The following is a 25,042-nucleotide window of genomic DNA, read 5'->3' on the forward strand; positions in this document are numbered from 1 at the left end:
GGTGAAGCGGCAGCAGATTCCGGCCTGCGTTACTGCAGGCCCGGATGATTTCACCGCGTCCTCTCCGGGCAGGAGAGGGCGGTCTCAGCGGCAACGCGCTGGCATTATAACTTTGCGACAGCCCAGGCAATGCCGGAGGCATAGGCCGGCGGCAGCAGCGGCACCAGCGCGTTTAGCGCGTCGGCGAGGCGGGATGAATCGCTGTCGGTAAGGTTCAGGTGGCCCACTTTACGTCCGGCACGTACCGCTTTGTCATACCAGTGCAGGTGGACCAGCGGCTGCTGCAGCCACGCCAGGTTGACCTCGGTGCCTATCAGGTTCACCATTACTGACGGCGCAAACACCACCGGCTGCGGCAGCGGCAGACCGAGCACTGCGCGTAAATGCAGTTCGAACTGGCTGACTGATGCGCCATTCTGCGTCCAGTGGCCGCTGTTATGCACGCGCGGTGCCAGTTCGTTGATTAACAGCCCTTCCGGCGTGACAAAACACTCCATCGCCATTACGCCGACGTAGTTCAGCGCATGCATGATAGCGCTGAGCATCGCTTCTGCCTGCTGCTGCTGAGCGGCATCAGCCTGCGGGAAGGCCACGCTGGTGCGCAGAATGCCCTCTTCATGCAGATTGTGCGTCAGCGGATAGAACACCGTGCTGCCATCCTCGCCGCGTGCGCCAACCAGCGAGACTTCACCGCTGAAGTTGATACCCTGCTCAACAATGCATTCACCGTAGCACTCCGCGGGCAGGCTGGCAGTGTCGTCCGCCCGTAAACGCCACTGGCCGCGTCCATCGTAGCCGCCGGTGCGGCGCTTCACGATGGCCAGCGCACCGAGGCGGCTGAAGACCTGCGGCCACTCGCTGCGGTCTGCCAGCAGCTGCCACGGCGCGGTAGCCAGCCCCAGCTGATCCAGCAGCTGTTTCTGCGTCAGACGATCTGCCAGACGCGGAAAAATATCGCGATTCACAAACGCCGGATGGCGCGCCAGTTCGCGCGTCAGCGCGGTTTCCGGCCAGCGCTCAATTTCAGCGGTGATGACACTCTGCGCGATCGGCAGTGCAGCCGGTTCGGCATCCAGCCCGACCGGATAGACCTTAATGCCCAGCGGCTCACCCGCCTGACGCAGCATGCGGCCCAGCTGGCCGTTGCCTAATACGCAAACCGGCTTCATACGTTACCCCGCGGGTCCGGGTTTTCCAGCACTTCATCGGTCTGCGCCTGGCGCCAGCTGGCGAGACGTGCGGCGAGGCCGCTATCGTGAATTGCCAGAATTTGCGCAGCCAGCAGTGCGGCATTGGCGGCACCGGCTTTACCGATAGCCAGCGTGCCAACCGGAATGCCGCGCGGCATCTGCACAATCGAGTAGAGGCTATCCACGCCGCTCAGGGCCGCGCTCTGTACCGGTACACCCAGCACCGGCACCAGGGTTTTGGCCGCCAGCATGCCCGGCAGGTGCGCGGCACCGCCAGCCCCGGCGATAATCACCTGAAAGCCGTTGTCGGCGGCGGTTTCCGCAAAGTGGAACAGCTTATCGGGGGTACGGTGTGCAGAGACCACTTCGACGTGGAACGGAACATCCAGGCTGGTCAGGATCTCCTCGGCGAACTGCATGGTTGCCCAGTCACTTCTGGAACCCATGACGATAGCGATACGGGCCGGGGTGGCGTTGGATGACATGCGGTCAACTCCTGTGAATAGTCAATCGAACCTGGCCGGGCGGGCAGGTAAAGAAGGGCACAGAGAATAGCATGAGATGACAGCAAGGAAAACGGTTGCGCGGGCAGAAAACGGGCATTCACGCCCGTTTCCTCAGAACGGAAATTCGATCAGGCGGACGCCGGTGGCATCCAGCTGAATCATCGAGCCCTTTTCGTGCCACGCACCCAGCACCGCGCGCTGCGCAGGCGTACCCTGCAGATCAAACTGATGGATGGCCGGACGATGCGTATGCCCATGAATCAACAGCGGCGTCTGATGACGCGCCATCGCCTCGCTCACCGCCTGCGCGTTCACATCCATGATGGCCAGCGATTTATGCTGATTGGCCTGTTTGCTGTCAGCGCGCATGCGTGCGGCAATGCGCATCCGCAGGCGTAACGGCAGGGCAAGAAACAGGCGCTGCAGCCAGCGCTGATGCACTTTCGCGCGGAAGCGTTGATAGCCGGCGTCGTCGGTGCACAGCGTATCGCCATGCATAATCAGCACCCGCTGGCCATAGCATGTCAGAACCTGCTCTTCCGGCAGCAGCGTCATGCCGCTGGCGCGCGCGAAGCGTTTGCCCAGCAGGAAATCACGATTGCCATGAATAAAATAGGTCGGCACCGGCAGGGCATGCAGGGCGGCGGCAATCTGCTGATGCAGCGGGTTTGGATCGTCGTCGCCGATCCAGGCTTCAAACAGATCGCCAAGGATGTAAAGCGCGTCGCACTGTTGCGCTTCACCCTGCAGAAAATGCAGAAAACCGGCAGTGATTGCCGGTTCTTCCTGACACAGATGTAAATCTGCGATAAACAGCGTGCGCGACATTACTCGCTGACGGTCACTTTCTGAATGATCACGTCTTCAACCGGCACGTCCTGGTGCATGCCGCTGCGGCCGGTTTTCACCGCTTTGATTTTCTCAACCACATCCATGCCTTCGACGACTTCAGCAAACACGCAGTAACCCCAGCCCTGCAGGCTTTCGTCGCGGAAGTTGAGGAAGTCGTTGTCGGCCACGTTGATGAAAAACTGTGCCGTAGCAGAATGGGGTGCCTGGGTACGTGCCATCGCCAGCGTGCCTTTGGTGTTTTTCAGGCCGTTGTTCGCTTCGTTGCGGATGTCAGCTTTGGTGGCTTTCTGCTTCATGCCTGGCTCAAAACCGCCGCCCTGAATCATAAAGCCGTTGATTACACGGTGGAAAATGGTGTTGTCGTAGAAACCTTCACGGCAGTAATCCAGGAAGTTCTGCACGGTTGCCGGCGCTTTGTCATCGAAAGTTTTGATTACGATATCGCCATGGTTCGTCTGGAAAGTGACCATTATATTCGTCCTGTGGAGGTTGTCGTCAGTGTCAACTGCCGCGCCAGCTCAGCGGCGGGGCATTTTTGTAGACGCTTCTTATATCACAATTTCCAATAACGCGTCAGTAAGCCAGCGGCAGTTGCTATCGCAGCGATGCACAAGTCGGAAAAATACGGCACAATATCCGGCTGTAAAAGAAGGCGTCTCCCGCACACGAAAAAACGGAACTGTTCAATGCTTAAGATCTATAACACCCTGAGTCGACAGAAAGAGGAATTTAAACCCATCCATGCCGGTGAAATCGGGATGTACGTGTGCGGAATCACGGTTTACGACCTCTGTCATATCGGCCACGGGCGGACCTTTGTGGCATTTGACGTGGTGGCGCGCTATCTGCGCTATGCGGGTTATAAGCTGAAATACGTGCGTAATATCACCGATATTGATGACAAAATCATCCGGCGTGCCAATGAAAACGGCGAAACCATCGAAACCCTGACTAACCGCATGATCGCCGAAATGCATAAGGATTTCGCTGCGCTGGGGATTCTGCCGCCGGATCTGGAACCGCGCGCTACCCGCCATATTGATGAGATCATTGAACTGGTGGGGCGTCTGCTGGAACGCGGCCACGCGTACGTGGCGGATAACGGCGATGTCATGTTTGATGTGATGAGCGACAAAACCTATGGCGTGCTGTCACGTCAGGATCTGGAGCAGCTGCAGGCTGGCGCACGCGTGGAAGTGGCAGAAGTGAAGCGCAACCCCATGGACTTTGTGCTGTGGAAGATGTCCAAAGCGGGTGAACCGGCGTGGCAATCGCCGTGGGGCATGGGGCGTCCGGGCTGGCACATTGAGTGTTCAGCGATGAATGGCAAACAGCTGGGCACGCACTTCGACATTCACGGCGGCGGTTCGGATCTGATGTTCCCGCATCACGAAAACGAAGTGGCGCAGTCTACCTGTGCCCACGACGGCCCGTATGTGAATTACTGGATGCACTCCGGCATGGTGATGGTGGATCGCGAGAAGATGTCCAAATCACTGGGCAACTTCTTTACGGTGCGCGACGTTCTGCAGCACTATGATGCAGAAACCGTGCGCTACTTCCTGATGTCCGGTCACTATCGCAGCCAGCTAAACTACGGCGAAGATAACCTGAACCAGGCGCGCGCGGCGCTGGAACGTCTCTACACTGCGCTGCGTCATACCGATGCCAGCGCGACGCCGGCAGGGGGCGAAGAGTTTGAGGCGCGCTTCCGCGCCGCGATGGAAGATGACTTCAACACGCCGGAGGCCTATTCGGTGTTCTTCGATATGGCGCGTGAAGTGAATCGCCTGAAAAGCGAAGACAAAACCGCAGCAGATGCGCTGGCGGCGAAGCTGCGCCAGCTGGCGGATGTGCTGGGCATCCTGCAGCAGGATCCGGAGCTGTTCCTGCAAAGCGGCGCGCAGGTGAACGACGATGAAGTGGCGGAGATTGAGCACTGGGTGAAAACCCGTGCCGATGCGCGCGCCGCGAAAGACTGGGCGCAGGCAGATATCGCGCGTGACAAGCTGAACGAACTGGGCGTCATTGTGGAAGATGGCCCGCAGGGCTCGACCTGGCGTCGTAAGTAACAACAAGGGCGAACATGATGTTCGCCCTTTTTTATGACCGGTTAAGCCCAACCTGATGGGCTTTGTCAGCGGTGATTAACCTGCTGCGCGTAGCACCGCGACAAACAAGTCAGGTGCCTTTTACGTCAGGCAACTACCGTCACGCGCTGACCGGCAAACTCCACTGTCTGACCCGGATAGATTTTGCAGCGTTTGCGCGTTTCAATTGCGCCGTCCACCCGCACTTCACCTTCATCGATCACCGCTTTGGCCTGCGCACCGCTCTCGACCCAGCCTTCCAGCTTCAGCAGATCGCACAGATCAACGTGCGCATGTTTGCCCAGAGAGAAACTCGCCATTACGCTTCCTCCGTATCGTGGTAGTGCTCACAGGCCAGCAGCGTGTTTTGAATCAGCGTGGCAACCGTCATCGGGCCGACACCGCCCGGAACCGGCGTGATATAGGCTGCGCGCTCAGCCGCCGCGTCAAAGTCCACGTCGCCGACCACTTTACCGCTTTCCAGCCGGTTGATGCCGACATCAATGACGATCGCACCTGGCTTGATCCAGTCGCCCGGGATAAAGCCAGGCTTGCCCACCGCCACCACCAGCAGATCGGCGTGCTCAACGTGATGGCGCAGATCTTTGGTAAAGCGGTGCGTCACGGTGGTGGTGCAACCGGCCAGCAGCAGTTCCATGCTCATCGGACGCCCGACAATGTTGGAGGCACCGACGACCACGGCGTTAAGGCCGTAAGTGTCGATGTTGTAGCGCTCCAGCAGCGTAACGATGCCGCGCGGCGTGCACGGACGCAGTTTCGGCGCACGCTGGCACAGGCGGCCAACGTTGTACGGATGGAAGCCATCTACGTCTTTATCCGGCGTGATACGCTCCAGCACTTTGACATTATCAATGCCTGCCGGCAGCGGCAGCTGCACCAGGATGCCGTCGATTTCACGATCGTTATTCAGCTCATCAATCAGCGCCAGCAGCGCGGATTCGCTGGTGGAGGCGGGCAGATCGTAAGAGCGTGAGACAAAGCCCACTTCATCACAGGCGCGACGTTTGCTGGCGACGTAAATCTGTGAAGCCGGGTTTTCACCGACCAGAACTACAGCCAGACCCGGCGCACGTTTACCGGCCGCCACGCGCTGCTGGACTTTTTCCGCAACCTCAAGGCGCACCTGCTGCGCAATCGTTTTACCGTCAATAATTTTTGCTGCCATCAGAGAGGAAATCCATCTGTAGAGGGTTAAATCGGGGATGGCGCCTATTCTGGCAGAAGCGCGTGCGGCTGTCAGTCACAGATTCGCCTGCGCGGTGCGTTTCCCGATTTTTTCGCCGTGACGCGGGGCCGCGTTAGCGCGTATTATGCCTTTCCGGACAGGATGTGGATGACGTGATGATTTGGTTGATGCTCGCCACGCTGGCGATAGTATTTGTTGTGGGTTTTCAGCTGCTGACCGCCGGTTCGCGCCATGCTGCGCAGGCGCTGAACAAACGTCTGGGGCTGCCGCCGGTGCACGTGGAATCCCTGCTTTCCCTGATGGGCAAAGAGGCGGCTAAAGAGTTTACCGATTACCTGAGCGGTGGCAATGAGACCCATCTGCACAACGGCGCCGCGGTGCTGCTGATCTGGCAGGTGCTGATTGTCGACAACAGCGAAGCGAATGCGCTGCGCTGGCACGGCATTCTGAGCAAGGCTGGCTTTCCGGCGTTGATATCACGTCAGCAGCTGCTGCTGGCACTAGGATTTCTGCGCCAGCTGGAGCCGGACAGTCAGGAACTGCATGCGCTGCGCGAGCAGTACAATGCGCGCTTTACGCAGCAGGGGATTGAACTGGAAGGAGAATCGGCACAGGTCAGTAATCTGGTGTCGATGAGCGAGTGGCGCCGGCGTCATTAAGCAGAATTGCTCATTCCCTCAACACTCTGCCGCTGCGCAGCGGCAAAAACGTTGACGCGCCAGCCTGCAAACGTATAATCCGACCATCTTCTATGCGCCCTTAGCTCAGCTGGATAGAGCACCGGCCTTCTAAGCCGTAGGTCACAGGTTCGAATCCTGTAGGGCGTGCCAAGCAAAATCAATCATTTACCTATCTTCTTCCGCTTTCAAATTTTCCCCGTGAGACAAATTTGGGCCACGGCTGCAAAAATCGCCTCAAGTGGTCACAGATATTCGGTTAAGTGGATTGGCGCCAGGTAAATATATCGCTGTACCATTTTATAACCTCTCAGATGCCATTGCTGCAGGCGCTTCTGTTTCAATAAATCCGCTTGCCCGAATGCGTTCCCGGTCGCCGAAGCGCAAATACGCAACAACGGCGCTTTCCGGGATTATTCACTCTCCCTGTGCTGACAACAGCTCAGCCTCGATGAACGCCTGACGGGTTAAGCCCACCATGCTGGCGCGCTGCGGCTGCAAGCCAGCCCGCAACGCCGCTTCGGCGGGAGCGTTAACTTCCGCACTGGCCGCCTGAGCATGGCGCTGTTTTGTGCGTTATCCGCAAGCCATCCTTCGACTTTGTAACGGAAAACCTGGCGTTTGCCTGCGGTTTGGCGGTGTAATCAGTGCGGATAAAATGTGGCGTGAGGGATGCATGAGCGATAGCGGAAAAAGCTGGGTAAAAGCGGAGGATGTGGCACGCCTTGCAGGGGTATCGCGTTCGGCGGTATCGCGAACCTTTACCCCCGGCGCTTCGGTCTCTGCGAAAACGCGGGCAAAAGTGATGCAGGCGGCGGAGCAGCTGGGTTACCAGGTGAACATCATCGCGCGCTCAATGAATACCGGCAGCAGTAACTTTATTGGTATTGTGACCGCCGGTTTCGATAACCCGTTTCGCAGCAAATTGCTTTCTCCGCTGGTGCATCAGCTGGCGCTGCACGGTTTTATGCCGCTGCTGATGAACGCTGACGATCCGGAACAGCTGGCCCCCTCGCTCAAACAGCTGCTGAGTTATCACGTTGCCGGCGTCATTATTACCTCCGGCGCACCTCCGCTTTCGCTGGCTGAAGAGTATCTGGCACGCAAAATCCCCGTGACGCTGATCAATCGCCATGCGGATCTCCCCGGCTGCGATCGGGTGGCAAGCGATAATCAGCAGGGTATGCAGATGCTGGTGGAATATTGCCGGCAGCGCGGCTGGCAGCAGGTCGGCTTTATCGGCGAGCACCCGCATCATTTCAGTACCCGTGAACGCTACGCGGCCTTGTGCTCTGCGGGGCCGGATCTGACTATTCAGCCCTGTTTTATCGCCGGCGGCGGCTATCACGCCGGGCGCGCGGCTTCCCCGCAACTCATGCACTGCCAGGTGTTGTTATGCGCGACAGATATGCTGGCGCTGGGTGCCCTTGATGGTTTACGTTCGGCAGGGAACGCTTCTGCGCTGCCCGCCGTTACGGGGTTTGATGATATCCCGCAGGCCAGCTGGGACCCGTATCATCTCACCACCATTCAGCAGGATACCGATGCGCTGGCGCAGCATGCGGTTGATTTGCTGGTAACGCGTATCGCAGATTTCGCACTGCCATCCCGCCATCGTGCGGTTCCTGTGAAATTAATAGTTCGTGATAGTGCATAATGGAAAATTAATTTTATGTGGTAAGGTTCACAGATTAATCCTTCCATTACCGCCACACTCCTTTCTGCCCTGCGAGGCTTATTTTTAACGGCAAAATGCACACGTGTGCATTTTCACGGGAGAGGTTACGATGAGCAATGAAGTTGCTTCACTTTCAGCGCGTTACCGCTTTGCCTGCGCGCTTGCAGAGGCAGGCGGGAAGCTGGCCCATACGTTTTATCTGCAGCGGGAAACGCTTCAGCCTGACCATAAGGGAAGCGATTTACAGGACGTGGTCAGCGTCGCCGATCGTGAAGTGGAATCCTTTTTCAGGGCACGTATCGCAGACGCTTTTCCGGAGGATGGTTTTTTAGGGGAAGAGAGCGGCTCCGCAGACGCCGGTAAGCGCATGCTCTGGGTTGTTGATCCCATTGATGGCACCAGCTGCTTTCTCAACGGCCTGCACACATGGTGCGTGTCACTGGCGCTTGTTGCAGACGGCGAACCGGTGATCGGCGTGGTGTATGACCCTAATCACCACGAGCTGTTCCATGCGCTGAAAGGGCACGGCGCCTGGCTTAACAATGGTGCGCTTCAACCGCATGCGGCTGCCACCGTCGCAGCCGGCGTTATGGGCGTGGGAACCTCGCATCGCGTATCGTCCGCGGATTTTCTGCCTTTTCTCGACGCACTTTTGCAGCACGGCGGCATGTTCGTTCGCAACGGTTCAGGGGCGCTGATGAGCGCGTGGGCGGCGGCCGGGCGGCTGATCGGTTACTACGAGCCACACATGAATCCCTGGGATGCCTTGCCGGGCATTGTGCTGATGCGTGAAGCCGGAGGGCACACCAATGACTATCTTGCAGACGCGGGTATCGCGCGCGGTAATCCGGTGCTGATCGCCAGTAAACACCTTTACCCACAGTTAAAACAATGGGTTAAACAACCGTTACCTTAACATGTACGGGCCGGGCGACTGATGCTGTGGTCTGTATAACGGAACAGGTTGGCCGTCAGGGATGACATTCAGCAATCAGCAGTCCTTCCGTCTGTCGGAGACAAGATGATGTCTGGATTACTCAGTTTTTTCCGCGCACGCCCGGCAAAGCAGGCTGGCGAGTTTGATCAACAGCGCTTTCGCGTGGTTCGCTGGCAAACGTTTCTCGCCATGACGCTTGCCTATGTGACGTTTTATGTCTGCCGCCTCTCCTTTACCGTGGCAAAAAGTGCCCTGGTCGGGCTGGGCATTTCCCCGGCAGAGCTGGGCATGATTGGCTCCGCGCTGTTTTTCAGTTATGCCATCGGCAAGCTGGTGAATGGCTTCCTGGCCGATCACGCTAACGTGGTGCGCTTTATGAGCTTGGGTTTGCTGCTCAGCGCAGGCATGAACCTGATGATGGGCATGACCACCAACGCCATGTTACTGGCGCTCTTCTGGGGAATTAACGGCTGGGCACAATCCATGGGCGTGGGCCCGTGCGCCGTTTCACTGGCACGCTGGTATGGCACCTCAGAGCGCGGAACGTTTTATGCTATCTGGTCGACCGCGCACAATATCGGTGAAGCCATGACCTATATGGTGATTGCCGCTGTGATAGCCGGCTATGGCTGGCATATGGGCTATCTGTCCACTGCAGCCCTGGGCGCGGCGGGGGTTGTGATTATGCTGCTGTTTATGCGTGACTCACCGCAGAGCAGCGGTTTCCCTTCCATTCAGGCCATCACGCATGAACCAATGGAGGAGGCGGAGGCAACTAACACGGTGCTGAAAAACCAGCTGCTGGCGCTGCGCAATCCGGCACTCTGGACGCTGGCGCTGGCCTCCGCCTTTATGTATATCGATCGCTACGGCGTCAATTCATGGGGGATCTTTTTTCTGCAGCAGGGGAAGGGGTATAGCACCGTTGAAGCCTCGGCGATTATTGGCGTCAATGCCATCGCCGGTATTGTCGGCACCCTTCTGGCCGGGGTGCTCTCTGACCGCTTCTTCGCCCGCAATCGCAGTATCATGGCAGGCTTTATCAGCCTGCTGAACACCGCGGGCTTTGCGCTGATGCTGTGGACGCCACGCAGCTACTACACCGACATCTTCTCTATGATCCTGTTCGGCGCAACGATCGGGGCGCTGACCTGCTTCCTTGGCGGACTGCTGGCGGTAGATATTTCGTCACGCAAGGCAGCCGGTGCTGCGCTGGGCACGATTGGTATTGTCAGTTATGCCGGTGCTGGTTTTGGCGAATTCCTGACCGGCCTCATCATCGACAAAACGTCCGTGCTGGAGGAGGGGAAAAAGGTTTACGACTTTCACACGCTCTCCCTGTTTTGGGTGACGGCGGGGCTGGTTTCCGCGTTATTGTGTTTTGTTACAGCGGTGATGGTGGCCAGACGTCATGCCAGCGCACACCGCGCGCTTCATTCATCTTCATTATCTCAATAAGGACATCGTTATGATGCGATTCAGACAGCAGGCCGCTGTGCGCCTGTTGCTGGCCGGCGCGCTCTGGGCAGGCCTGACACAGGCCTACGCAGAGGCGCAATACCAGCTGGAAAAAGTGGTTGAACTCAGCCGTCACGGTATCCGTCCGCCGACGCCGGGAAACCGCACAAGTATTGAAACGGCAACCCATCGTCCCTGGGCGCGCTGGACAACGCAGGATGGCGAGCTAACCGGGCACGGCTACGCCGCCGTTAGCAATAAGGGGCGCTGGGAAGGTGAACACTATCGCCAGCTGGGGTTATTCACCGCCGGTTGCCCGCAGCCCGGGGACGTGTATATCCGTGCCAGCCCGCTGCAGCGCACCCGCGCCACAGCCCAGGCGCTGGCAGATGGTGCCTTTCCCGGTTGCGGGGTCGCCATTCATCGCGTCGCAGGGGAGGACGATCCGCTGTTCCAGACTGATGCCTTCCCCGCGACCATGACCGAACCTGCAACGCAACTCGCAGCGGTAAAACAAAAAGCCGGCGATCTGGCCGCGCGACAGCGTGCGCTGCAGCCTGCGGCGGATGCGCTGAAGCGGGCGGTTTGCGATCCGGCCGCAGACTGCTCGATTTTTACGACGCCATGGCAGATCATTCAGGGGAAAAACGGCAAGGTCTCGATTGAGGGACTCAGCGTAATGGCCAATATGGCGGAGACGCTGCGGCTCGGCTGGAGTGAAAACTTACCTCTCAGCCAGCTGGCATGGGGCAACATCACCCGCGCCGATCAGATCACGGCCATATTGCCTTTGCTGACGGCCAGTTACGATTTAGGTAATGATGTGCTGTATACCGCACAGAAACGCGGGTCAATCCTGCTGAATGCCATGCTGGAAGGCGTGCAGCAGGACGCAGGTAACCGCCACGCGACGCCCGATACGCGCTGGTTGCTGCTGGTGGCCCATGACACCAATATTGCTATGGTCCGCACGCTGATGGATTTCAGCTGGACGCTGGCGGGCTATACGCGCGGCAATATCCCGCCTGGCAGCAGCCTGGTGTTTGAACGCTGGCGTGATAAAAAGAGTGGTGAGCGCTTCCTGCACGTTTATTTTCAGGCGCAGAGCCTGGACGATTTGCGCCGCCTGCAAGCCATGGATGACACCCACCCGCTGTTACGTGCAGAGTGGCATCAGCCTGATTGCCGCCTGACTGAGGCAGGTACGCTGTGTCCGATGCAGTCTGCTGTGCGAGCGTTAAGCAAAAACCTCGACCGTCGGGCGATCACCCCCGTTGCCTATCCAGCCTTCTGAGTAAACCCAGGCAGCGGGCATCAAGCCTGCTGCCTGAACAGGCTGAGATGTCTTTGGTTGCCTTGACAGGTCGTTCCGCTATTTTCGTAACGCAAAAAATTAATAAGTCCGGCTTTATGTTTCATGATGTTATTTTCACTTGTACTTTACCGGTAACATCCTATTGTCAGATTGATTCACCCTAAACACCCAATCTGAGGAGGGATATTATGGCTAAACGTCATTTCATCAAAACGATTGAAATATCGGCAGTTGTTGTCTTTGCATTGGTCATTGCCTGGCTGGCCGTTACGGGAATTTTATCCTCGACCGGACTGGATCACGCCTGGCCGTATCCGCATCAGTAACTGAGCGCAACACCAGGGAAATACAGCCATGCTTAAATATAAATAAAATCAATTAACAAAAGCAGGACAGGAGTCAGCATCCGGCGGTGTGCCTGCACCACCGCACCCGCGCACCGCCAGAAAGCGGGGGTGAATGACGCAGCGCGCGATCGGCTACGAAGAGGCGGTGCCAGCCTGACAGCGAAAAGTGTAAAGCTGGCGACAACTCAGGCCTGCGGCTGTCCCACCGGGCCTTTGCTCATCGGGCCACCTGGCACCGGCGGCGGCGCTTCTACATTCGGGCGACCATCGGGTCCAATCGGGCGTTCCGGCTGCTGGCAGCCTGCCAGCGTCATCAGGCTGGATATCATCAACATACCGGCCAGTAAGGTTTTCATCATTCGCTTCCCTTTGCTCTGCAACCCAGCGTTGCTCATAAAGCGTAGCTTATTTTTCCGGCAGGCTTGCGCAGCGGCCATGCGGGCGGGACACGGCGCATTTTGGGGCGTCGTGTTACCTTCATCCACTACACTGATGGCTGGACAAAGCAGAAAATCAGCGAGCAGAGATGACCGAACAGCAATTTCGCGCGCAGCTGGCGCAACGCGCTTTCAGCGCGCCAGTGCGGGTGCAACGTGACCCCAACACCCGACTGGCGCATCATGCCCATCCATTTGAGGCGATGGCGCTGATTGTGGCAGGCGACATCACCATCACAACGGCGGCAGGCGCGGTGACATACACTGCCGGTGAGGTTTTTCATCTGCCTGCAAACGAAGCGCACGAGGAAGCCTTTGGTCCGCAGGGCGTGGTGTACCTTGCCGGACGCAAAGCGCCGTGAATCAGAGGAAGGTGACCGGGAGCGACCGGAGCAGGTGAGGGGAGTGCTCAGCATGACTGCCGGCGGCAGTCATGCTGTTAAACGCGCTAATCGCGGGTTTTGCCTTCTTCGATAAACTCTTCATCGATCTCTTCGGCATTCTCACGGTTATCGCGACCGGAGAGCAGATTCCAGCAGGCAATAAACAGTGCAGCAATGAGCGGACCAATGACAAAGCCGTTGATGCCGTACACTTCCATGCCACCCAGCGTGGCGATCAGGATCATGTAGTCGGGCATTTTGGTATCTTTACCCACTAACAGCGGACGCAGGATATTATCGACCAGCCCGACTACCACTACAAAGAAGCCCACCAGGAACAACCCCTTCCACAGCGCACCGGTCGCAAAGAAGAAGATCGCTGCTGGTACCCAGACGATAGCGGAACCCACCGCCGGGATCAGTGAAAGGAAGGCCATCAGCGCCCCCCACAGCAGACTGCCGTCTATGTCGGTGATCCAGAAGGCAAAGCCACCGAGGATACCCTGAACGATTGCCACCACCACGGTGCCTTTCACCGTGGCGCGTGACACTGCTGCGAACTTCATCATCAGGTGGTGTTTGACATAGGTAGAGAGCGGCAAGGCTTCCAGAATCAGTCCGACCAGCCACGCACCGTCTTTCAGCAGGAAAAACAGCAGATAAAGCATCACGCCAAAGCCCACGGTAAAGGTGAAGGTGCCTTTACCGATCAGGAAAACGCTGCCCGCCATGTACTGGCCGCCTTTTAGCGCAAAACCCGAGAGCTTCTGCTGAATTTGCGTCGCGCTGTTGAGATCGTGATCGGCCAGGAAACGCTGCGCCCAGCCCGGTAGATGCTGCAGCAGGCTGGCAAATACCGCCGGGAACTGCGCCGAATTGTTCTGCAGCTTGGTGTAGACCGTGTTGATCTCCACCACCAGCGAAGAGGTAATGATTGCCAGCGGGGTGAACACAATCAGGCAGATAATCAGCAATGTCACAAAGGACGCCAGTCCGTTGCGATCGCCCATCTTGCGGCGCAGCAGCGATTTCAGCGGGGCAAAGATCACCGCCAGAATGGCCGCCCATAAAATGGGAGAGAAGTAAGGTGCCAGCACATCGAAGAAAGCGAACGTAACGAGCGCCAGGATAACAATGAAGAAACCAATATTTAAACCTTTAACACGCATGCAAAAGCCTCGCAGGGTAAACGTAGCGAATGAACTATAGAACGCCCGGCGGGGAAAGTAATGTTTTTCACACCGGCATCGCCGGACGAGGGCGAAAGGATGGCCTGATTTGACCGACTGTTGGCGCAATCCGCGCTGGCAGAAGGGCGTAACAGGCACCATGATGAGATCACACCCTGAGGAGAACGCGCATGCTGGAACTGCGACCCAACTGTGAATGCTGTGATAAAGATTTACCGCCAGAGGCGGTCGATGCACGTATCTGTTCATTTGAATGTACGTTTTGCGCCGCTTGTGCCGACGGCGTGCTGGGGCAGCGCTGCCCCAACTGTATGGGGGAGCTGGTGCGCCGGCCAGTGCGTCCCGCTGCTGCGCTGCAGCGTTATCCGGCAGCAACCCGGCGATATCGCGCCGCCAGCGGAAACCAGGAATAATTTGCCGCGCATAACCGGCTATCAAGCGAAGCGGAAAAGTTAACTTTTCCGCCACGCTTTATCTGACAGAATATAATCAGACAGCCGTCATCACGATAAAAACGATATTAAGTCTGGTAGTAATCACGGCGGCTGATTATTAAATTCCCCGCTACGGAATATGCTTATTTAATCGGCAGCAACCTCTTCAGTGACAAGAAAAATATTGCTTTCACTCCGAGCGCTGGCCTAAATATTTTTCATCTTCAAAAGCTTATCTAAATTCATTTTTAATACAGACGATGCCAGGCAGCCTGCCACTTTACACGTTATTATTCTGGTCAGAGCACAGACCTTATTTCAGCGGGCAGCAAAAAATGCTTTTTCTTATTTATGCGGATACGTTCGGTTTAAGGTTTTTTCCGAAAAGCGGCAGTTTTTATAAGTATTTTGCATGACGTAATGTTATTCTCCCCGCGCAATGCTAGTGATGTGGCGTTGTGTGCTTCAGTTTTACCCTCTTAATTAGCAGGGTTTCCCCGCTTTATGCATTTTCCGGAAATTGTCTTCTCCACCCGATCCTGACGATCGGGTTTTTTCGTTGCGTGTTTCTACCGGCGTAATGGCGCCGCGCTGAAAGCGTTAAGAAAGCGCTAATAAAGCGTAATTTACTGTAAGTTATCGATTTTTAAGAATTCTGGTCATGCCTTTCACGACAATTTAAACAATAGTGACAGGCAACGGCACTGCAGTTGTCGTTATTACCGGAGGTCACACCATGAAAAAAACAACACTCACGCTTATTGCTTCGTTTATTGCATGCAGCACTCTGTTTTCCGGCATGACCCGAGCCGAAGGGCCGGATGACCACCGCTGGGAGCAACACGGCGGCGGCCCGCATACGGATAACGGACGCGGCCCGGCGCACACTGATCAGCGCGGGGCCGATCGCGATCCCGGGCCGGAACATCGCGAACGCATCGCCGAACGACGGTTGCCGGAAGGGCATCATGATGCCGACCGCTTTGCCTGGAACGGGCATGATTTTCGTCGCGGTCATCCGGCCCCGCCCGAATTCCGCGGGCCGCACTATCGTGTCGATGACTGGCGCGCGCGCGGCCTGTATGCGCCACCACGCGGTGAACACTGGGCCTATATTGATGGCAACTATGTACTGGTGGCTGCCGCCACCGGCATTATCAGCGCTATCCTGCTGAATAACGCCTTTCATTAACGCTTCCGGCGGATGGCTGACGCCATCCGCGTTTCATTCTGCTTTCATCGCCTGCCAGGTTATTCTTTTACTGACCCGCTTTTCCTCTGAATGCATTAAGGAGTCATGATGACCGAGGTAAAAATGGTGGCGGTAGATATGGACGGCACCTTTCTCAACGATAAAAAACAGTACAACCGGGCGCGTTTTCAGACGTGTTATCAGGAAATGAAACGGCGCGGTATTCGCTTTGTGGTTGCCAGCGGCAATCAGTATTATCAGCTCAAATCCTTTTTCCCGGAAATCGCGCGTGAAATCGCCTTTGTGGCGGAAAATGGCGCGTGGATTCTGGATGGCGAGGAAGAGCTGTTCTGCGGTGAATTTTCCCGTCAGGACGTGCATGCCGTGCTGGATACTCTGCGGCAGGGCAACTACCCCAATCTGCGCTTTCTGCTGTGCGGACGTGACAGCGCCTATCACTTTGCCGATGCGGACGCCCAATGGCTGCAGAAAATGCAGCACTACTGCCACCGTCTGAAAGCCATTACCCGGCTGGAAGAGACCGGTAACGACAAGTTGTTTAAATTCGCGCTGAACCTCTCTGACGCGTATGTGGATACGCTGATGGCGGATATTGCGCGCCTGCATCATGGCGCCGCGGCGGCCACCTCCAGCGGGCACGGCTCAGTGGATTTAATTGTGCCGGGGCTGCATAAGGCCAATGGTCTGCGCATACTGCAGACGCGCTGGGGCATCAGCAGCGATAACGTACTGGCATTTGGCGACGGCGGTAACGATCTGGAGATGCTGGCGCAATCGCACTTTAGTTTTGCCATGCAAAACGCGCCCGAGCGCGTCAGGGCGACGGCGCGGTTTATTGCCCCCTCCAATAACGAAGAAGGGGTATTGCAGGTGATCGAGCAGATGCTGGCCGGAACGGGGCCATTTGCACCGCAACACTGAGGCGAGGCATCAGCAGGAGACTCACTGGAAGGACGCAGGCGGGCGCGGTTGCTGCTTGCGGCGGGGTTGCCAGTGACTGTGCGCTTCCGTACGCGCTGGCGAACCCGGTTCAGCGCGGCAACCTGGCCTGTCAGCACCCGCTACGGCGTGCGCACTGTCCGTACCCCATCGCGTTGCAAGCTGCGCCGGAGATTATGCAATCCGCCATGCCGCCGTCATCATCGCCGTCATGGCAGAGGCATCATATTCCACCCAGCCATTTTTGCTGTTGGCGCGTGAGACCACCCAGTCCACCTCTTCAGGGGAAACCGTCGGGCCGCCCTGCCAGAACGGTACAATCGCGTGCTGCTGTAACCATGCCTTGAGGGCCAGCGCCGGCGGTGTCGGATCGCCAGGAAACAGCTGCTCGCCGAGTTCCGCCATCAGGCGCTGCTGCTCAGGATGCCCGGTCTCTGCCAGTTGGTCGAGGAAAGGAAATAGCAGGCGGCCGCACACCTCTCCATGGTGGAACGGCTTGATAGCGCCAAGCTCACCGGCAATGCCGTGAATCACGCCCAGTCCGGCGCTGCTGAGGCTGAGGCCGCCCAGCCATGAGGCCATCATCATCGCTTCGCGTGCGTCATCGCCGGTGCTGTCGGTCCGGTTCAGATGCGGCCAGGCACGGAAAAACAGCTGTAGCCCGCTGAGCGCCTGCTGCCGGCTAAACAGATTGCCCTTGCGCGACAGGTAGGCTTCAAACAGATGGGTAAATGCATCAATGCCGCAGGTGGCCAGCACCCGGTCCGGCGCGCCCGAGAGCAGATCGGGATCGAGGATGGCGATGTGCGGCACGAATACCGGATGGCGCAGCGAGGCCTTCACCCTGATGTGCTGTTGATCGGTCACGACCGCATTTTGCGTAACTTCGCTGCCGGTGCCGGCGGTGGTGGGAATGGCAATCAGCGGCAGCGTAACCGCCTGTACCGGGGTATCGCCCACTTTTTCCAGATAACGCGCGGTATTCAGCGGGTGCTGAATCATAGCGCTAAAGGCTTTGGCAGCATCCAGCACGCTGCCGCCACCGATCGCGACAACGCGATCCACATGGCCACGCCAGCGGGTGACCCAGCCGTCAATGTCATCCGGCGACGCTTCATGACTGACAATTTCGTAACCGAGGATTTGCGCATTCAGCGCCGGAGCCAGCCGGGCCCATACCGCGCTGTTAAGAAACGAACGGCCGCAAAACAGCAACGTGGGCTGCGGATTTTCCGCCAGCAGCGGCACCAGTTGGTTAATGCCGCCGCGTCCGAACAGGGTTTGTTGATTACTGTACAGCGCGATCAGATTCTCATTCACCTGCTTATCCTTTCCGGTTAGCTTAAAACACTGAGTGTAACCAAAAGCCGAAACGCACCGATAACCCGCCGGCAAAAAGTTGATCACCTTCGCAAAACAGAAATTCCCCGGCAGCAGCAGATGATTTCGCGGCAATGTTACCCTTAACATGATACCGGTAACAGGAATTCACATTCTGAAACATCTGCGGCTTTTCTGGCTGCAGATGGCGAAAATAACCCGCTGCCGGTGAGACACCGCGCAACAAAGTGGAGAAAACCTATGCCATTACTCTATGTGGCAATTGGCGTGGCGTTACTGCTGCTGCTGATGATTCGCTTCAAACTGAACGGCTTCATCGCGCTGATCCTGGTCGCGCTGGCCGTTGGCATGATGCAGGGCATGCCGGTCAACAAAGTGATTGGTTCGATTAAAACCGGCGTCGGCGGTACGCTTGGCAGCCTGGCGCTGATCATGGGCTTCGGTGCCATGCTGGGTAAACTGCTGGCGGACTGCGGCGGTGCACAGCGTATCGCAACGACGCTGATTGAAAAATTTGGTCAGAAACATATTCAATGGGCGCTGGTGCTGACGGGTTTCACCGTTGGCTTTGCGCTGTTTTATGAGGTGGGCTTTGTGCTGATGCTGCCGCTGGTATTCAGTATTGCGGCCTCTGCCCGCGTGCCGCTGCTCTATGTTGGCGTGCCGATGGCGGCTGCGCTCTCTGTCACGCACGGTTTCCTGCCGCCGCACCCGGGTCCGACGGCTATCGCGACCTTATTTAATGCGGATATGGGCAAAACGCTGCTGTATGGCACGCTGCTCGGCATTCCCACCGTCATCCTGGCCGGACCGGTCTATGCGCGCTTCCTGAAAGGCATCGATAAGCCCATTCCGGAAGGATTGTGGAACCCGAAAACCTTTACCGAAGCCGAGATGCCCGGCTTTGGCGTCAGCGTCTGGACGGCGCTGGTGCCGGTGATCCTGATGGCGCTGCGCGCGGTAGCGGAAATGGTGCTGCCAAAAGGCCATGTGCTGCTACCGTATGCCGAATTTTTTGGCGATCCGATTATGGCAACGCTGATTGCCGTGCTGATTGCCATCTTCACCTTCGGCCTGAACCGTGGTCGCAGCATGGATGAGGTAATGGGCACGATCACCGACTCCATCAAAATCATTGCCATGATGCTGCTGATTATCGGCGGCGGCGGGGCATTCAAGCAGGTGCTGGTGGACAGCGGCGTGGATAAATACATTGCTGGCATGATGCATGAGACCAATGTCTCACCCATCTTTATGGCGTGGTCGATTGCCGCCGTATTGCGCATTGCGCTGGGGTCAGCCACGGTTGCGGCCATTACCGCAGGCGGCATTGTCGCCCCACTGATTGCCACCAGCGGGGCCAGTCCGGAGCTGATGGTGATTGCGGTGGGCTCCGGCAGCGTGATCTTCTCGCACGTAAACGATCCAGGCTTCTGGCTGTTCAAAGAGTATTTCAACCTGACGATCGGCGAAACCCTCCGCTCCTGGTCAGCGCTGGAAACGATCATTTCCGTATGCGGGCTGGTGGGCTGTTTGCTGATCTCCGCCGCGCTGTAAGCGGTGAAGACCGTTGCTATTGGCCTGCATCCTTCGCTGCTGCCTGCCTGCCCGCCTGAAGGCCATTAACAGTCTTTCGGGCGGGCGATTCCGGCAGGCGCCTGCGCAAGTTCGCGGCAGGGCGCAGAAAAAGACTGCAGCGCGTGGGATGACGGCAAACATCACCTCTGATAACGGGCCACGCCGTGTGGCCCGCTTCATTCAGTGGGGCTGTTCAAAGCCTGCTTTGACCATTTGCTCGCGCAGCGCGCGCGTGATTTCACGGTTCCCGCCGGTCACGGGATAAATGACATTATTGACGACATCGTCAAGGTAGTGCTCTTCAAACTCCTGCAGGGTAAGCTGCGTTCCGCCTTCATCATTGATGGCAATGCTGCCGCGAATATGATTGCCATAATCCTTTGCCTTCAGGCTGTAACGTCCCATGCTGGTATTAATCGTGCTCATAATTTCTCCTTGTAACATCGGCGTTGATAATCATTGAGGCCTGCTACAGGCGCTTTAATTTTAGACAGTCAGGGCCTGTTTCGTGCCGTTATCGCCTCTGTTCCTCCCTGGACCTGCGACCTGGCTCGCAAAATTAATTATCGGTTACGTAAAGGAAAAAAGCGGATGCGACCGGGATCGCATCGCATAACGCAGCCAGAATGATCATCTATACTGAACAACAGACGCGTTAATTTTCATCACTGAAGGAGCGAACTATGAAAATAATTCTGTGGATCATTGCCATTATCTTTATTGTGGGGTTACTGACGATTACCGGCGTGTTTAAACTGATTTTCTGACGCGAACAGGCACCTGCGGGTGCCTGAACGTTTAACGGGCATGGCTGACAGGGAGCGACGTTTGTACGGCATGCCGCGGCACCAGATCGCGCGCACTGATCGGCTTACCACACCCGGCGCAACAGGCGCCATGATGATGCGAATTTTCTGACTTCAGCTCCCCGGGCAGGGTAAAGAAAAACCGGGCACTTCCACAACGACTGCAGCGTATTGTCATATCATCAGTCCTCTCTCCATCCTGGAAAACCTGAGATTTATCCCATTCATGGGATGAGTTCAAATGATAAATTTTATTAATTTATTCACCGACGGAAGAGATGCGGTTAAGTTGCTGAAAATTAAGTAATAACGGCTCGTTACTATCACATAAAAAGTGCATTTTTTGTGTTATCTCACTTTTTTAAAGCGGTTTAGCTGCGGTTTCGATTCGTCTGCGCTGATGCGTTAAAATTGACCGCTTGATTGCCGATAAACCCGGACTATACCTGGAGCGTTCAGCGCAACTATTCGCTACGCTTTTCAGGCAATAATGCGTGCAATCAGCGGCCGGAAGCAGGGCAGGTTTGGTGCCCTGGCGCTGCAGTGTTCAGAATAAATTAACAGGAAGCAGAGTTGTGAATCGGTACCTTTCTGCAGCGTTTTTAAGCTGTATTTTGACCTCACCGGTCTCTTTTTCAACATCAGCGGCAACTACCGGCGCAGCGCTTAAAGCCGGCTGGAATACCTTCTCGGACAACGTCGCACAAACCTGGTCTGCGCCTGAAAACGTCGATTTATATGTCCCGGCCATTACCTGGCATAACCGCTGGACCTATGACGATGCGCACATCAAAAAGTATAACGAACGCCCGTGGGGAGCTGGCGGTGGCGTTTCCCGCTGGGATGAAAAAGGCAACTGGCATGGTCTGTATGCCATGGCATTCAAAGATTCTTTCAATAAGTGGGAACCGATTGCCGGTTACGGCTGGGAAGCGACCTGGCGACCGCTGAACGATCAGAATTTTCACCTCGGTGCCGGTTACACCGCCGGCGTGACGGCGCGTGATAACTGGAAGTATATCCCGATTCCGCTGGTGCTGCCGCTGGCGTCCGTAGGATATGGCCCGGCGACCTTCCAAATGACTTACATTCCAGGCACTTATAACAACGGTAACGTCTATTTTGCCTGGTTACGCGTTCAGTTTTAAGGCGGCGGACGTGCTGGAAAGTGTGAGGGGGATGGAAAAAATCAATATTTATCACTTTTTCATCAATTCGCGCTGGACAAATGTCACCGCAATTGCTGTACTAGACAGCGACACAGTTTAGTGTCCATTTTTCATGTAAAGGTAATATAGATGTCCAAGATCAAAGGTAACGTTAAGTGGTTTAATGAGTCCAAAGGATTCGGTTTCATTACTCCAGAAGATGGCAGCAAAGATGTATTCGTACACTTCTCTGCTATCCAGAGCAACGGCTTCAAAACTCTGGCTGAAGGTCAGCGTGTAGAGTTTGAAATCACCGACGGCGCGAAAGGCCCATCTGCTGCTAACGTTATCGCTCTGTAAGTTAACAGTCAGAATTTTAAAAACCCGCCTGATGGCGGGTTTTTTTTAAGCTTTTTTCAGGTTCGTAACCACATTACGCCCCAGGTAATCACCACTGCCGCGCTGATGGATAGCGCCAGCAGCTCGTTAAAGCAGCGCGGTACCAGATTCTTCATTGCTATTGCCCCGGATGTCTGATTTTGGCCAGCATGGCAAAGCAACATTAAGCCAGCCTTAAGCACAGATGACAGAGCGGTGACAAAGACGGTTCTGCGGTGCGCTTCACAGATAATGGCTGTAACATCCTCATAACAATCCTTACTTGCAGCTTTTCCCGGTGTAACGCTATATAACAGCAGGCAGGGAACAGAAGGAGGCAGGATGAACATTCGTGAAGCACAGGCCAGAGACAGTTTCGCCCTTAGCGCGTTATTAACCGAGCTTGGCTACCGCAATACTGAGCGTTTTATTGATGCGCGCCTGGCGCAGCTCAGCAGTCACCCCGATGAGGTGCTGCTGGTCGCGGAATATGGCAATCAGGTGCTGGGCTTTCTGTCGCTGCACTTTATCCCTCAGCTGGCGCTGGCCGGTGATTTTGCACGCATCAGCTATTTTTGCATTGCTGAGGGCGAACGCAGTAAAGGCAGCGGGCAACAGCTGCTGCAGCACGCGGAGCAACTGGCGAGGGCGCGCGGCTGCGATCGTATGGAAGTGCATTGCCATGCTTCCCGCCTCAAAGCTAATCAGTTTTATGCGCGCGAAGGGTACGTTGAATCACCGCGCTATCACATTAAAGCGCTGGATTGATCCTGTGCCCGCAGACCATCGCGCCCGCGCTGAGCCTGCGGCAATAACGCGGCGTTCTCACGTGCTGCGCCGCAGGCGCGTGCCTGCCACTTCATGCCCGCCTCGCCGCACACCGGAAAAGGGACATGACAAAGCCAACGGCAGGCACAGCCTGTGAAGGTTGAGGGCCGCCGACGCTGTGGTTGACGCCGGTCGCCTGCCTGCAGCAGCCGTGCACGCTGAAACGCCAGCGGGCAGGGCATGCATCCTCCGGATGACAGGGAGAGCAACCTGATAAGTCCGCAGCACCAGAACAGATTGCAGCAGGACTGCATTATTGGAAGACGGCTACCGGCAACTCCATCGCCGGCAGCAGCGAGAGGAGAGTCACGATGAAAGTTGCCATGGGGCAGTTTGCTGTCAGCCGGGAATGGCAGGCAAACGCCGCCGTCTGTACTGATCTGATGAACCGGTCACAGGCCAGCGGCGCCGATTTGCTGGTGCTTCCGGAAAATGTGCTGGCACGCGATAACGCTGACCCGGATTACGTACTGAAGGCTGCCCAGCCGCTTGACGGGCCGTTTGTCAGTCAGCTGCGGACCGCCAGCCGCGGGCATTTGCTCACCACCATTATGAGCGTGCATGTGCCGGACGGCGCGCAGAAAGTCCGCAACGTGCTGATTGTCATTCGCGACGGCGAGATTATCGCTGAATACGTTAAGCTGCACCTCTATGATGCGTTTGCGATGCAGGAGTCGCAGCGCGTGAATGCCGGTGACGCCGTGCCGCCGTTGATTGAGGTGGCCGGCATGCGCGTCGGTCTGATGACCTGCTATGACGTGCGTTTCCCGGAGCTGGCACGCCGTCTGGCGCTGGACGGCGCTGATGTGCTGGTGCTGCCTTCGGCGTGGGTTAAAGGGCCGCTGAAAGAGATGCACTGGGAACTGCTCACCGCCGCGCGGGCGCTGGAAAATACCTGTTATGTGGTAGCGACAGGCGAGTGTGGCCCGCGCAATATTGGTAACAGCCTGGCGATCGACCCGCTTGGCGTGGTGATAGCGAAGGCACCCGAATCCGCCGCGCTGGTGTTTGCGGAGCTCGATCCACAGCGGATCGCCTACGCGCGCAGCGTATTGCCGGTACTGGAAAATCGCCGGTTCGCCCCGCCGGAACTGCAGCCGCGTTAACGGCGCATAACGCCTGCGCAAGCCAGTACACCGTGGCTTCGGCTAAGCCGCACAGCAGGGCCGCGCGTCTTCCTCGGGCCTGGCGCTGCGGGTTTACCGGCTGCGCGATCTCACTCTGTTACAGATTCCAGTTGAGACAGGTGATAAACTGCGCGTTAATAACGGTTGTCCGTTTTTCGCGAAGGTTGAAAGGTAAAATATGGAAGGTATCAGTATTGCCAAGCTGCTGATCATCGGTGCGCTCATCGTACTGCTTTTTGGCACCAATAAGTTACGTTCACTGGGTGGCGATCTGGGTTCCGCAATCAAAGGCTTCAAAAAAGCCATGAAAGATGATGAATCCACCGCGACCAAAAGCAGCGCCGATGAGGTGCCTGCTGAGCGCGTCAGCCACAAAGAGTAATTTCTGCGCGGATCGGCGATAAATGTAACGATTTATTGCAGAAAAACCAGGCCGGTGAGCCTGGTTTTTTATTTTGTTTTTTTAGTGCCAGATAAAGGCACTGTCGGTGCTCTCCTCCCATGCCAGTTCGCTCAGCTCGGGTAATAATGCTGATGTGCTGCCGCCTGCGGAATATTGCCAGTCATCCAGCATCTCTGCCGTGAGCACGATTTCCGCCGCCGAGCCTGGCGCAGCGTCCTGCGGCAATACCAGATCAAGCAGTGCCCGATCGCGCTGCATCATTTCACTGTCCTCTGTCAGGCTGAGCGTCACGTCCAGCTGCGGCAAGTCAGAAGCCAGAAAGAGGCTGTCCGGACTCAACAGCGAAGGCGGTTGACGCGCCTCCTGATCGGCTGGAAAGTGCAGATGAAGTTCATCATAACGATGCTCAACGCTGATCGCCGTGGCGAGACACGCCAGCTCACAGGAGGCATGCGGCGTGACAAACGGGTTTGTGATATCCATAGGCGTGGTGCGGGCTTTTAACGCGTCAAGGTCTTCACCCGACGCGCCTGCGTACCATAAATCAGGGATATCGCCCGTCATATCTGCTGCCCGTAGC

General features: G+C 56.7%; 29 protein-coding genes and 1 tRNA gene. 19 read left to right on the plus strand and 11 right to left on the minus strand.

The window, feature by feature from the left end:
- Positions 1 to 104: 104 nt before the first annotated feature.
- The 4 genes from purK to ppiB all read right to left on the minus strand — a co-directional run bounded on the left by purK (position 105) and on the right by ppiB (position 3,018).
- A complete protein-coding gene (gene purK, locus D8B20_RS04875) occupies positions 105 to 1,169 on the minus strand; it encodes a 5-(carboxyamino)imidazole ribonucleotide synthase (protein ID WP_145887660.1) in 1,065 nt (354 codons plus the stop codon).
- Positions 1,166 to 1,675: a 5-(carboxyamino)imidazole ribonucleotide mutase gene (purE, locus tag D8B20_RS04880; RefSeq protein WP_145887662.1), complete on the minus strand. Its 510-nt coding sequence runs from the start codon at positions 1,673 to 1,675 to the stop codon at positions 1,166 to 1,168. Before purE ends, purK begins: the two co-directional genes overlap by 4 nt.
- Before the next feature lie 132 nt (positions 1,676 to 1,807).
- Complete coding sequence (locus D8B20_RS04885) at positions 1,808 to 2,524, minus strand: UDP-2,3-diacylglucosamine diphosphatase (protein ID WP_145887664.1); 717 nt, start codon at positions 2,522 to 2,524, stop codon at positions 1,808 to 1,810.
- Positions 2,524 to 3,018, minus strand: coding sequence for a peptidylprolyl isomerase B (ppiB, locus tag D8B20_RS04890; RefSeq protein WP_145887666.1), 495 nt, complete (start codon positions 3,016 to 3,018; stop codon positions 2,524 to 2,526). Before ppiB ends, D8B20_RS04885 begins: the two co-directional genes overlap by 1 nt.
- 216 nt (positions 3,019 to 3,234) lie before the next feature.
- On the opposite strand from ppiB, the gene cysS reads away from it, so the two are divergent.
- Positions 3,235 to 4,620, plus strand: a complete 1,386-nt coding sequence (gene cysS / locus D8B20_RS04895; protein ID WP_145887668.1) for a cysteine--tRNA ligase — start codon at positions 3,235 to 3,237, stop codon at positions 4,618 to 4,620.
- Positions 4,621 to 4,745: 125 nt separating this feature from the next.
- Here cysS and ybcJ read toward each other — a convergent pair whose 3' ends face one another.
- Complete coding sequence (ybcJ, locus tag D8B20_RS04900) at positions 4,746 to 4,958, minus strand: ribosome-associated protein YbcJ (RefSeq protein WP_145887670.1); 213 nt, start codon at positions 4,956 to 4,958, stop codon at positions 4,746 to 4,748.
- Complete coding sequence (gene folD, locus D8B20_RS04905; protein WP_145887672.1) at positions 4,958 to 5,824, minus strand: bifunctional methylenetetrahydrofolate dehydrogenase/methenyltetrahydrofolate cyclohydrolase FolD; 867 nt, start codon at positions 5,822 to 5,824, stop codon at positions 4,958 to 4,960. Before folD ends, ybcJ begins: the two co-directional genes overlap by 1 nt.
- 176 nt (positions 5,825 to 6,000) lie before the next feature.
- On the opposite strand from folD, the gene D8B20_RS04910 reads away from it, so the two are divergent.
- The 7 genes from D8B20_RS04910 to D8B20_RS21535 all read left to right on the plus strand — a co-directional run bounded on the left by D8B20_RS04910 (position 6,001) and on the right by D8B20_RS21535 (position 12,236).
- Positions 6,001 to 6,504: a DUF1198 family protein gene (locus D8B20_RS04910; RefSeq protein WP_145890397.1), complete on the plus strand. Its 504-nt coding sequence runs from the start codon at positions 6,001 to 6,003 to the stop codon at positions 6,502 to 6,504.
- Between the two features lie 94 nt (positions 6,505 to 6,598).
- Positions 6,599 to 6,675, plus strand: a tRNA-Arg gene (locus D8B20_RS04915).
- Between the two features lie 505 nt (positions 6,676 to 7,180).
- A complete protein-coding gene (locus tag D8B20_RS04920) occupies positions 7,181 to 8,179 on the plus strand; it encodes a LacI family DNA-binding transcriptional regulator (protein ID WP_370664119.1) in 999 nt (332 codons plus the stop codon).
- Positions 8,180 to 8,309: 130 nt separating this feature from the next.
- Positions 8,310 to 9,116, plus strand: a complete 807-nt coding sequence (locus tag D8B20_RS04925; protein ID WP_145887676.1) for an inositol monophosphatase family protein — start codon at positions 8,310 to 8,312, stop codon at positions 9,114 to 9,116.
- A gap of 108 nt (positions 9,117 to 9,224) precedes the next feature.
- Positions 9,225 to 10,595 carry an MFS transporter gene (locus tag D8B20_RS04930; RefSeq protein WP_145890398.1) on the plus strand — a complete coding sequence of 457 codons (1,371 nt, stop codon included), beginning with the start codon at positions 9,225 to 9,227 and terminating at the stop codon, positions 10,593 to 10,595.
- Positions 10,596 to 10,605: 10 nt separating this feature from the next.
- On the plus strand, positions 10,606 to 11,889 hold the full coding sequence (locus D8B20_RS04935) for a histidine-type phosphatase (protein ID WP_145887678.1): 1,284 nt from the start codon (positions 10,606 to 10,608) through the stop codon (positions 11,887 to 11,889).
- A 209-nt stretch (positions 11,890 to 12,098) separates the two neighbouring features.
- Entirely contained in the window at positions 12,099 to 12,236 is a 138-nt protein-coding gene (locus tag D8B20_RS21535; protein WP_186454401.1) for a hypothetical protein, read from the plus strand.
- Between the two features lie 206 nt (positions 12,237 to 12,442).
- On the opposite strand, the gene D8B20_RS21540 is transcribed toward D8B20_RS21535, so the two are convergent.
- A complete protein-coding gene (locus D8B20_RS21540) occupies positions 12,443 to 12,616 on the minus strand; it encodes a hypothetical protein (protein ID WP_186454444.1) in 174 nt (57 codons plus the stop codon).
- A 167-nt stretch (positions 12,617 to 12,783) separates the two neighbouring features.
- On the opposite strand from D8B20_RS21540, the gene D8B20_RS04940 reads away from it, so the two are divergent.
- Positions 12,784 to 13,056 (plus strand): cupin domain-containing protein, encoded by a 273-nt coding sequence (locus tag D8B20_RS04940; protein WP_145887680.1) that lies wholly within the window; start codon positions 12,784 to 12,786, stop codon positions 13,054 to 13,056.
- 86 nt (positions 13,057 to 13,142) lie between these two features.
- On the opposite strand, the gene D8B20_RS04945 is transcribed toward D8B20_RS04940, so the two are convergent.
- Positions 13,143 to 14,246, minus strand: a complete 1,104-nt coding sequence (locus D8B20_RS04945; RefSeq protein WP_145887682.1) for an AI-2E family transporter — start codon at positions 14,244 to 14,246, stop codon at positions 13,143 to 13,145.
- A 191-nt stretch (positions 14,247 to 14,437) separates the two neighbouring features.
- On the opposite strand from D8B20_RS04945, the gene D8B20_RS04950 reads away from it, so the two are divergent.
- From D8B20_RS04950 to D8B20_RS04960, 3 genes are all read left to right on the plus strand, one after another.
- A complete protein-coding gene (locus D8B20_RS04950; protein WP_145887684.1) occupies positions 14,438 to 14,680 on the plus strand; it encodes a DUF1272 domain-containing protein in 243 nt (80 codons plus the stop codon).
- Between the two features lie 757 nt (positions 14,681 to 15,437).
- Positions 15,438 to 15,893: an RcnB family protein gene (locus D8B20_RS04955; RefSeq protein ID WP_145887686.1), complete on the plus strand. Its 456-nt coding sequence runs from the start codon at positions 15,438 to 15,440 to the stop codon at positions 15,891 to 15,893.
- A gap of 108 nt (positions 15,894 to 16,001) precedes the next feature.
- Positions 16,002 to 16,835 carry a Cof-type HAD-IIB family hydrolase gene (locus tag D8B20_RS04960; protein WP_145887688.1) on the plus strand — a complete coding sequence of 278 codons (834 nt, stop codon included), beginning with the start codon at positions 16,002 to 16,004 and terminating at the stop codon, positions 16,833 to 16,835.
- A gap of 192 nt (positions 16,836 to 17,027) precedes the next feature.
- Here the strand turns inward: D8B20_RS04960 and D8B20_RS04965 are convergent, their stop codons facing one another.
- On the minus strand, positions 17,028 to 18,173 hold the full coding sequence (locus tag D8B20_RS04965; protein ID WP_145887690.1) for an iron-containing alcohol dehydrogenase: 1,146 nt from the start codon (positions 18,171 to 18,173) through the stop codon (positions 17,028 to 17,030).
- A 261-nt stretch (positions 18,174 to 18,434) separates the two neighbouring features.
- Here D8B20_RS04965 and gntT point away from each other — a divergent pair, with 261 nt between their 5' ends.
- Positions 18,435 to 19,751, plus strand: coding sequence for a gluconate transporter (gene gntT, locus D8B20_RS04970; protein ID WP_145887692.1), 1,317 nt, complete (start codon positions 18,435 to 18,437; stop codon positions 19,749 to 19,751).
- Positions 19,752 to 19,952: 201 nt separating this feature from the next.
- On the opposite strand, the gene D8B20_RS04975 is transcribed toward gntT, so the two are convergent.
- Positions 19,953 to 20,198 carry a hypothetical protein gene (locus D8B20_RS04975; RefSeq protein ID WP_145887694.1) on the minus strand — a complete coding sequence of 82 codons (246 nt, stop codon included), beginning with the start codon at positions 20,196 to 20,198 and terminating at the stop codon, positions 19,953 to 19,955.
- Between the two features lie 257 nt (positions 20,199 to 20,455).
- Here D8B20_RS04975 and D8B20_RS22105 point away from each other — a divergent pair, with 257 nt between their 5' ends.
- The 6 genes from D8B20_RS22105 (at position 20,456) to tatE (ending at position 24,441) form a co-directional block, all read left to right on the plus strand.
- On the plus strand, positions 20,456 to 20,539 hold the full coding sequence (locus tag D8B20_RS22105) for a small membrane protein YohP (RefSeq protein WP_017346848.1): 84 nt from the start codon (positions 20,456 to 20,458) through the stop codon (positions 20,537 to 20,539).
- A gap of 614 nt (positions 20,540 to 21,153) precedes the next feature.
- Positions 21,154 to 21,726, plus strand: coding sequence for a lipid IV(A) palmitoyltransferase PagP (gene pagP, locus D8B20_RS04985; protein WP_145887699.1), 573 nt, complete (start codon positions 21,154 to 21,156; stop codon positions 21,724 to 21,726).
- A 150-nt stretch (positions 21,727 to 21,876) separates the two neighbouring features.
- Positions 21,877 to 22,086, plus strand: coding sequence for a transcription antiterminator/RNA stability regulator CspE (gene cspE, locus D8B20_RS04990; protein ID WP_038627478.1), 210 nt, complete (start codon positions 21,877 to 21,879; stop codon positions 22,084 to 22,086).
- Positions 22,087 to 22,446: 360 nt separating this feature from the next.
- Positions 22,447 to 22,872, plus strand: a complete 426-nt coding sequence (locus tag D8B20_RS04995) for a GNAT family N-acetyltransferase (protein ID WP_145887701.1) — start codon at positions 22,447 to 22,449, stop codon at positions 22,870 to 22,872.
- A 371-nt stretch (positions 22,873 to 23,243) separates the two neighbouring features.
- Positions 23,244 to 24,038 (plus strand): deaminated glutathione amidase, encoded by a 795-nt coding sequence (locus tag D8B20_RS05000; protein ID WP_145887703.1) that lies wholly within the window; start codon positions 23,244 to 23,246, stop codon positions 24,036 to 24,038.
- A gap of 199 nt (positions 24,039 to 24,237) precedes the next feature.
- Positions 24,238 to 24,441, plus strand: coding sequence for a twin-arginine translocase subunit TatE (gene tatE, locus D8B20_RS05005; RefSeq protein ID WP_145887705.1), 204 nt, complete (start codon positions 24,238 to 24,240; stop codon positions 24,439 to 24,441).
- 81 nt (positions 24,442 to 24,522) lie between these two features.
- Here the strand turns inward: tatE and D8B20_RS05010 are convergent, their stop codons facing one another.
- Positions 24,523 to 25,026 (minus strand): hypothetical protein, encoded by a 504-nt coding sequence (locus D8B20_RS05010; protein WP_145887707.1) that lies wholly within the window; start codon positions 25,024 to 25,026, stop codon positions 24,523 to 24,525.
- Positions 25,027 to 25,042 lie beyond the last annotated feature (16 nt).

Source organism: Candidatus Pantoea soli (genome assembly GCF_007833795.1).
GTDB lineage: Bacteria > Pseudomonadota > Gammaproteobacteria > Enterobacterales > Enterobacteriaceae > Pantoea > Pantoea soli.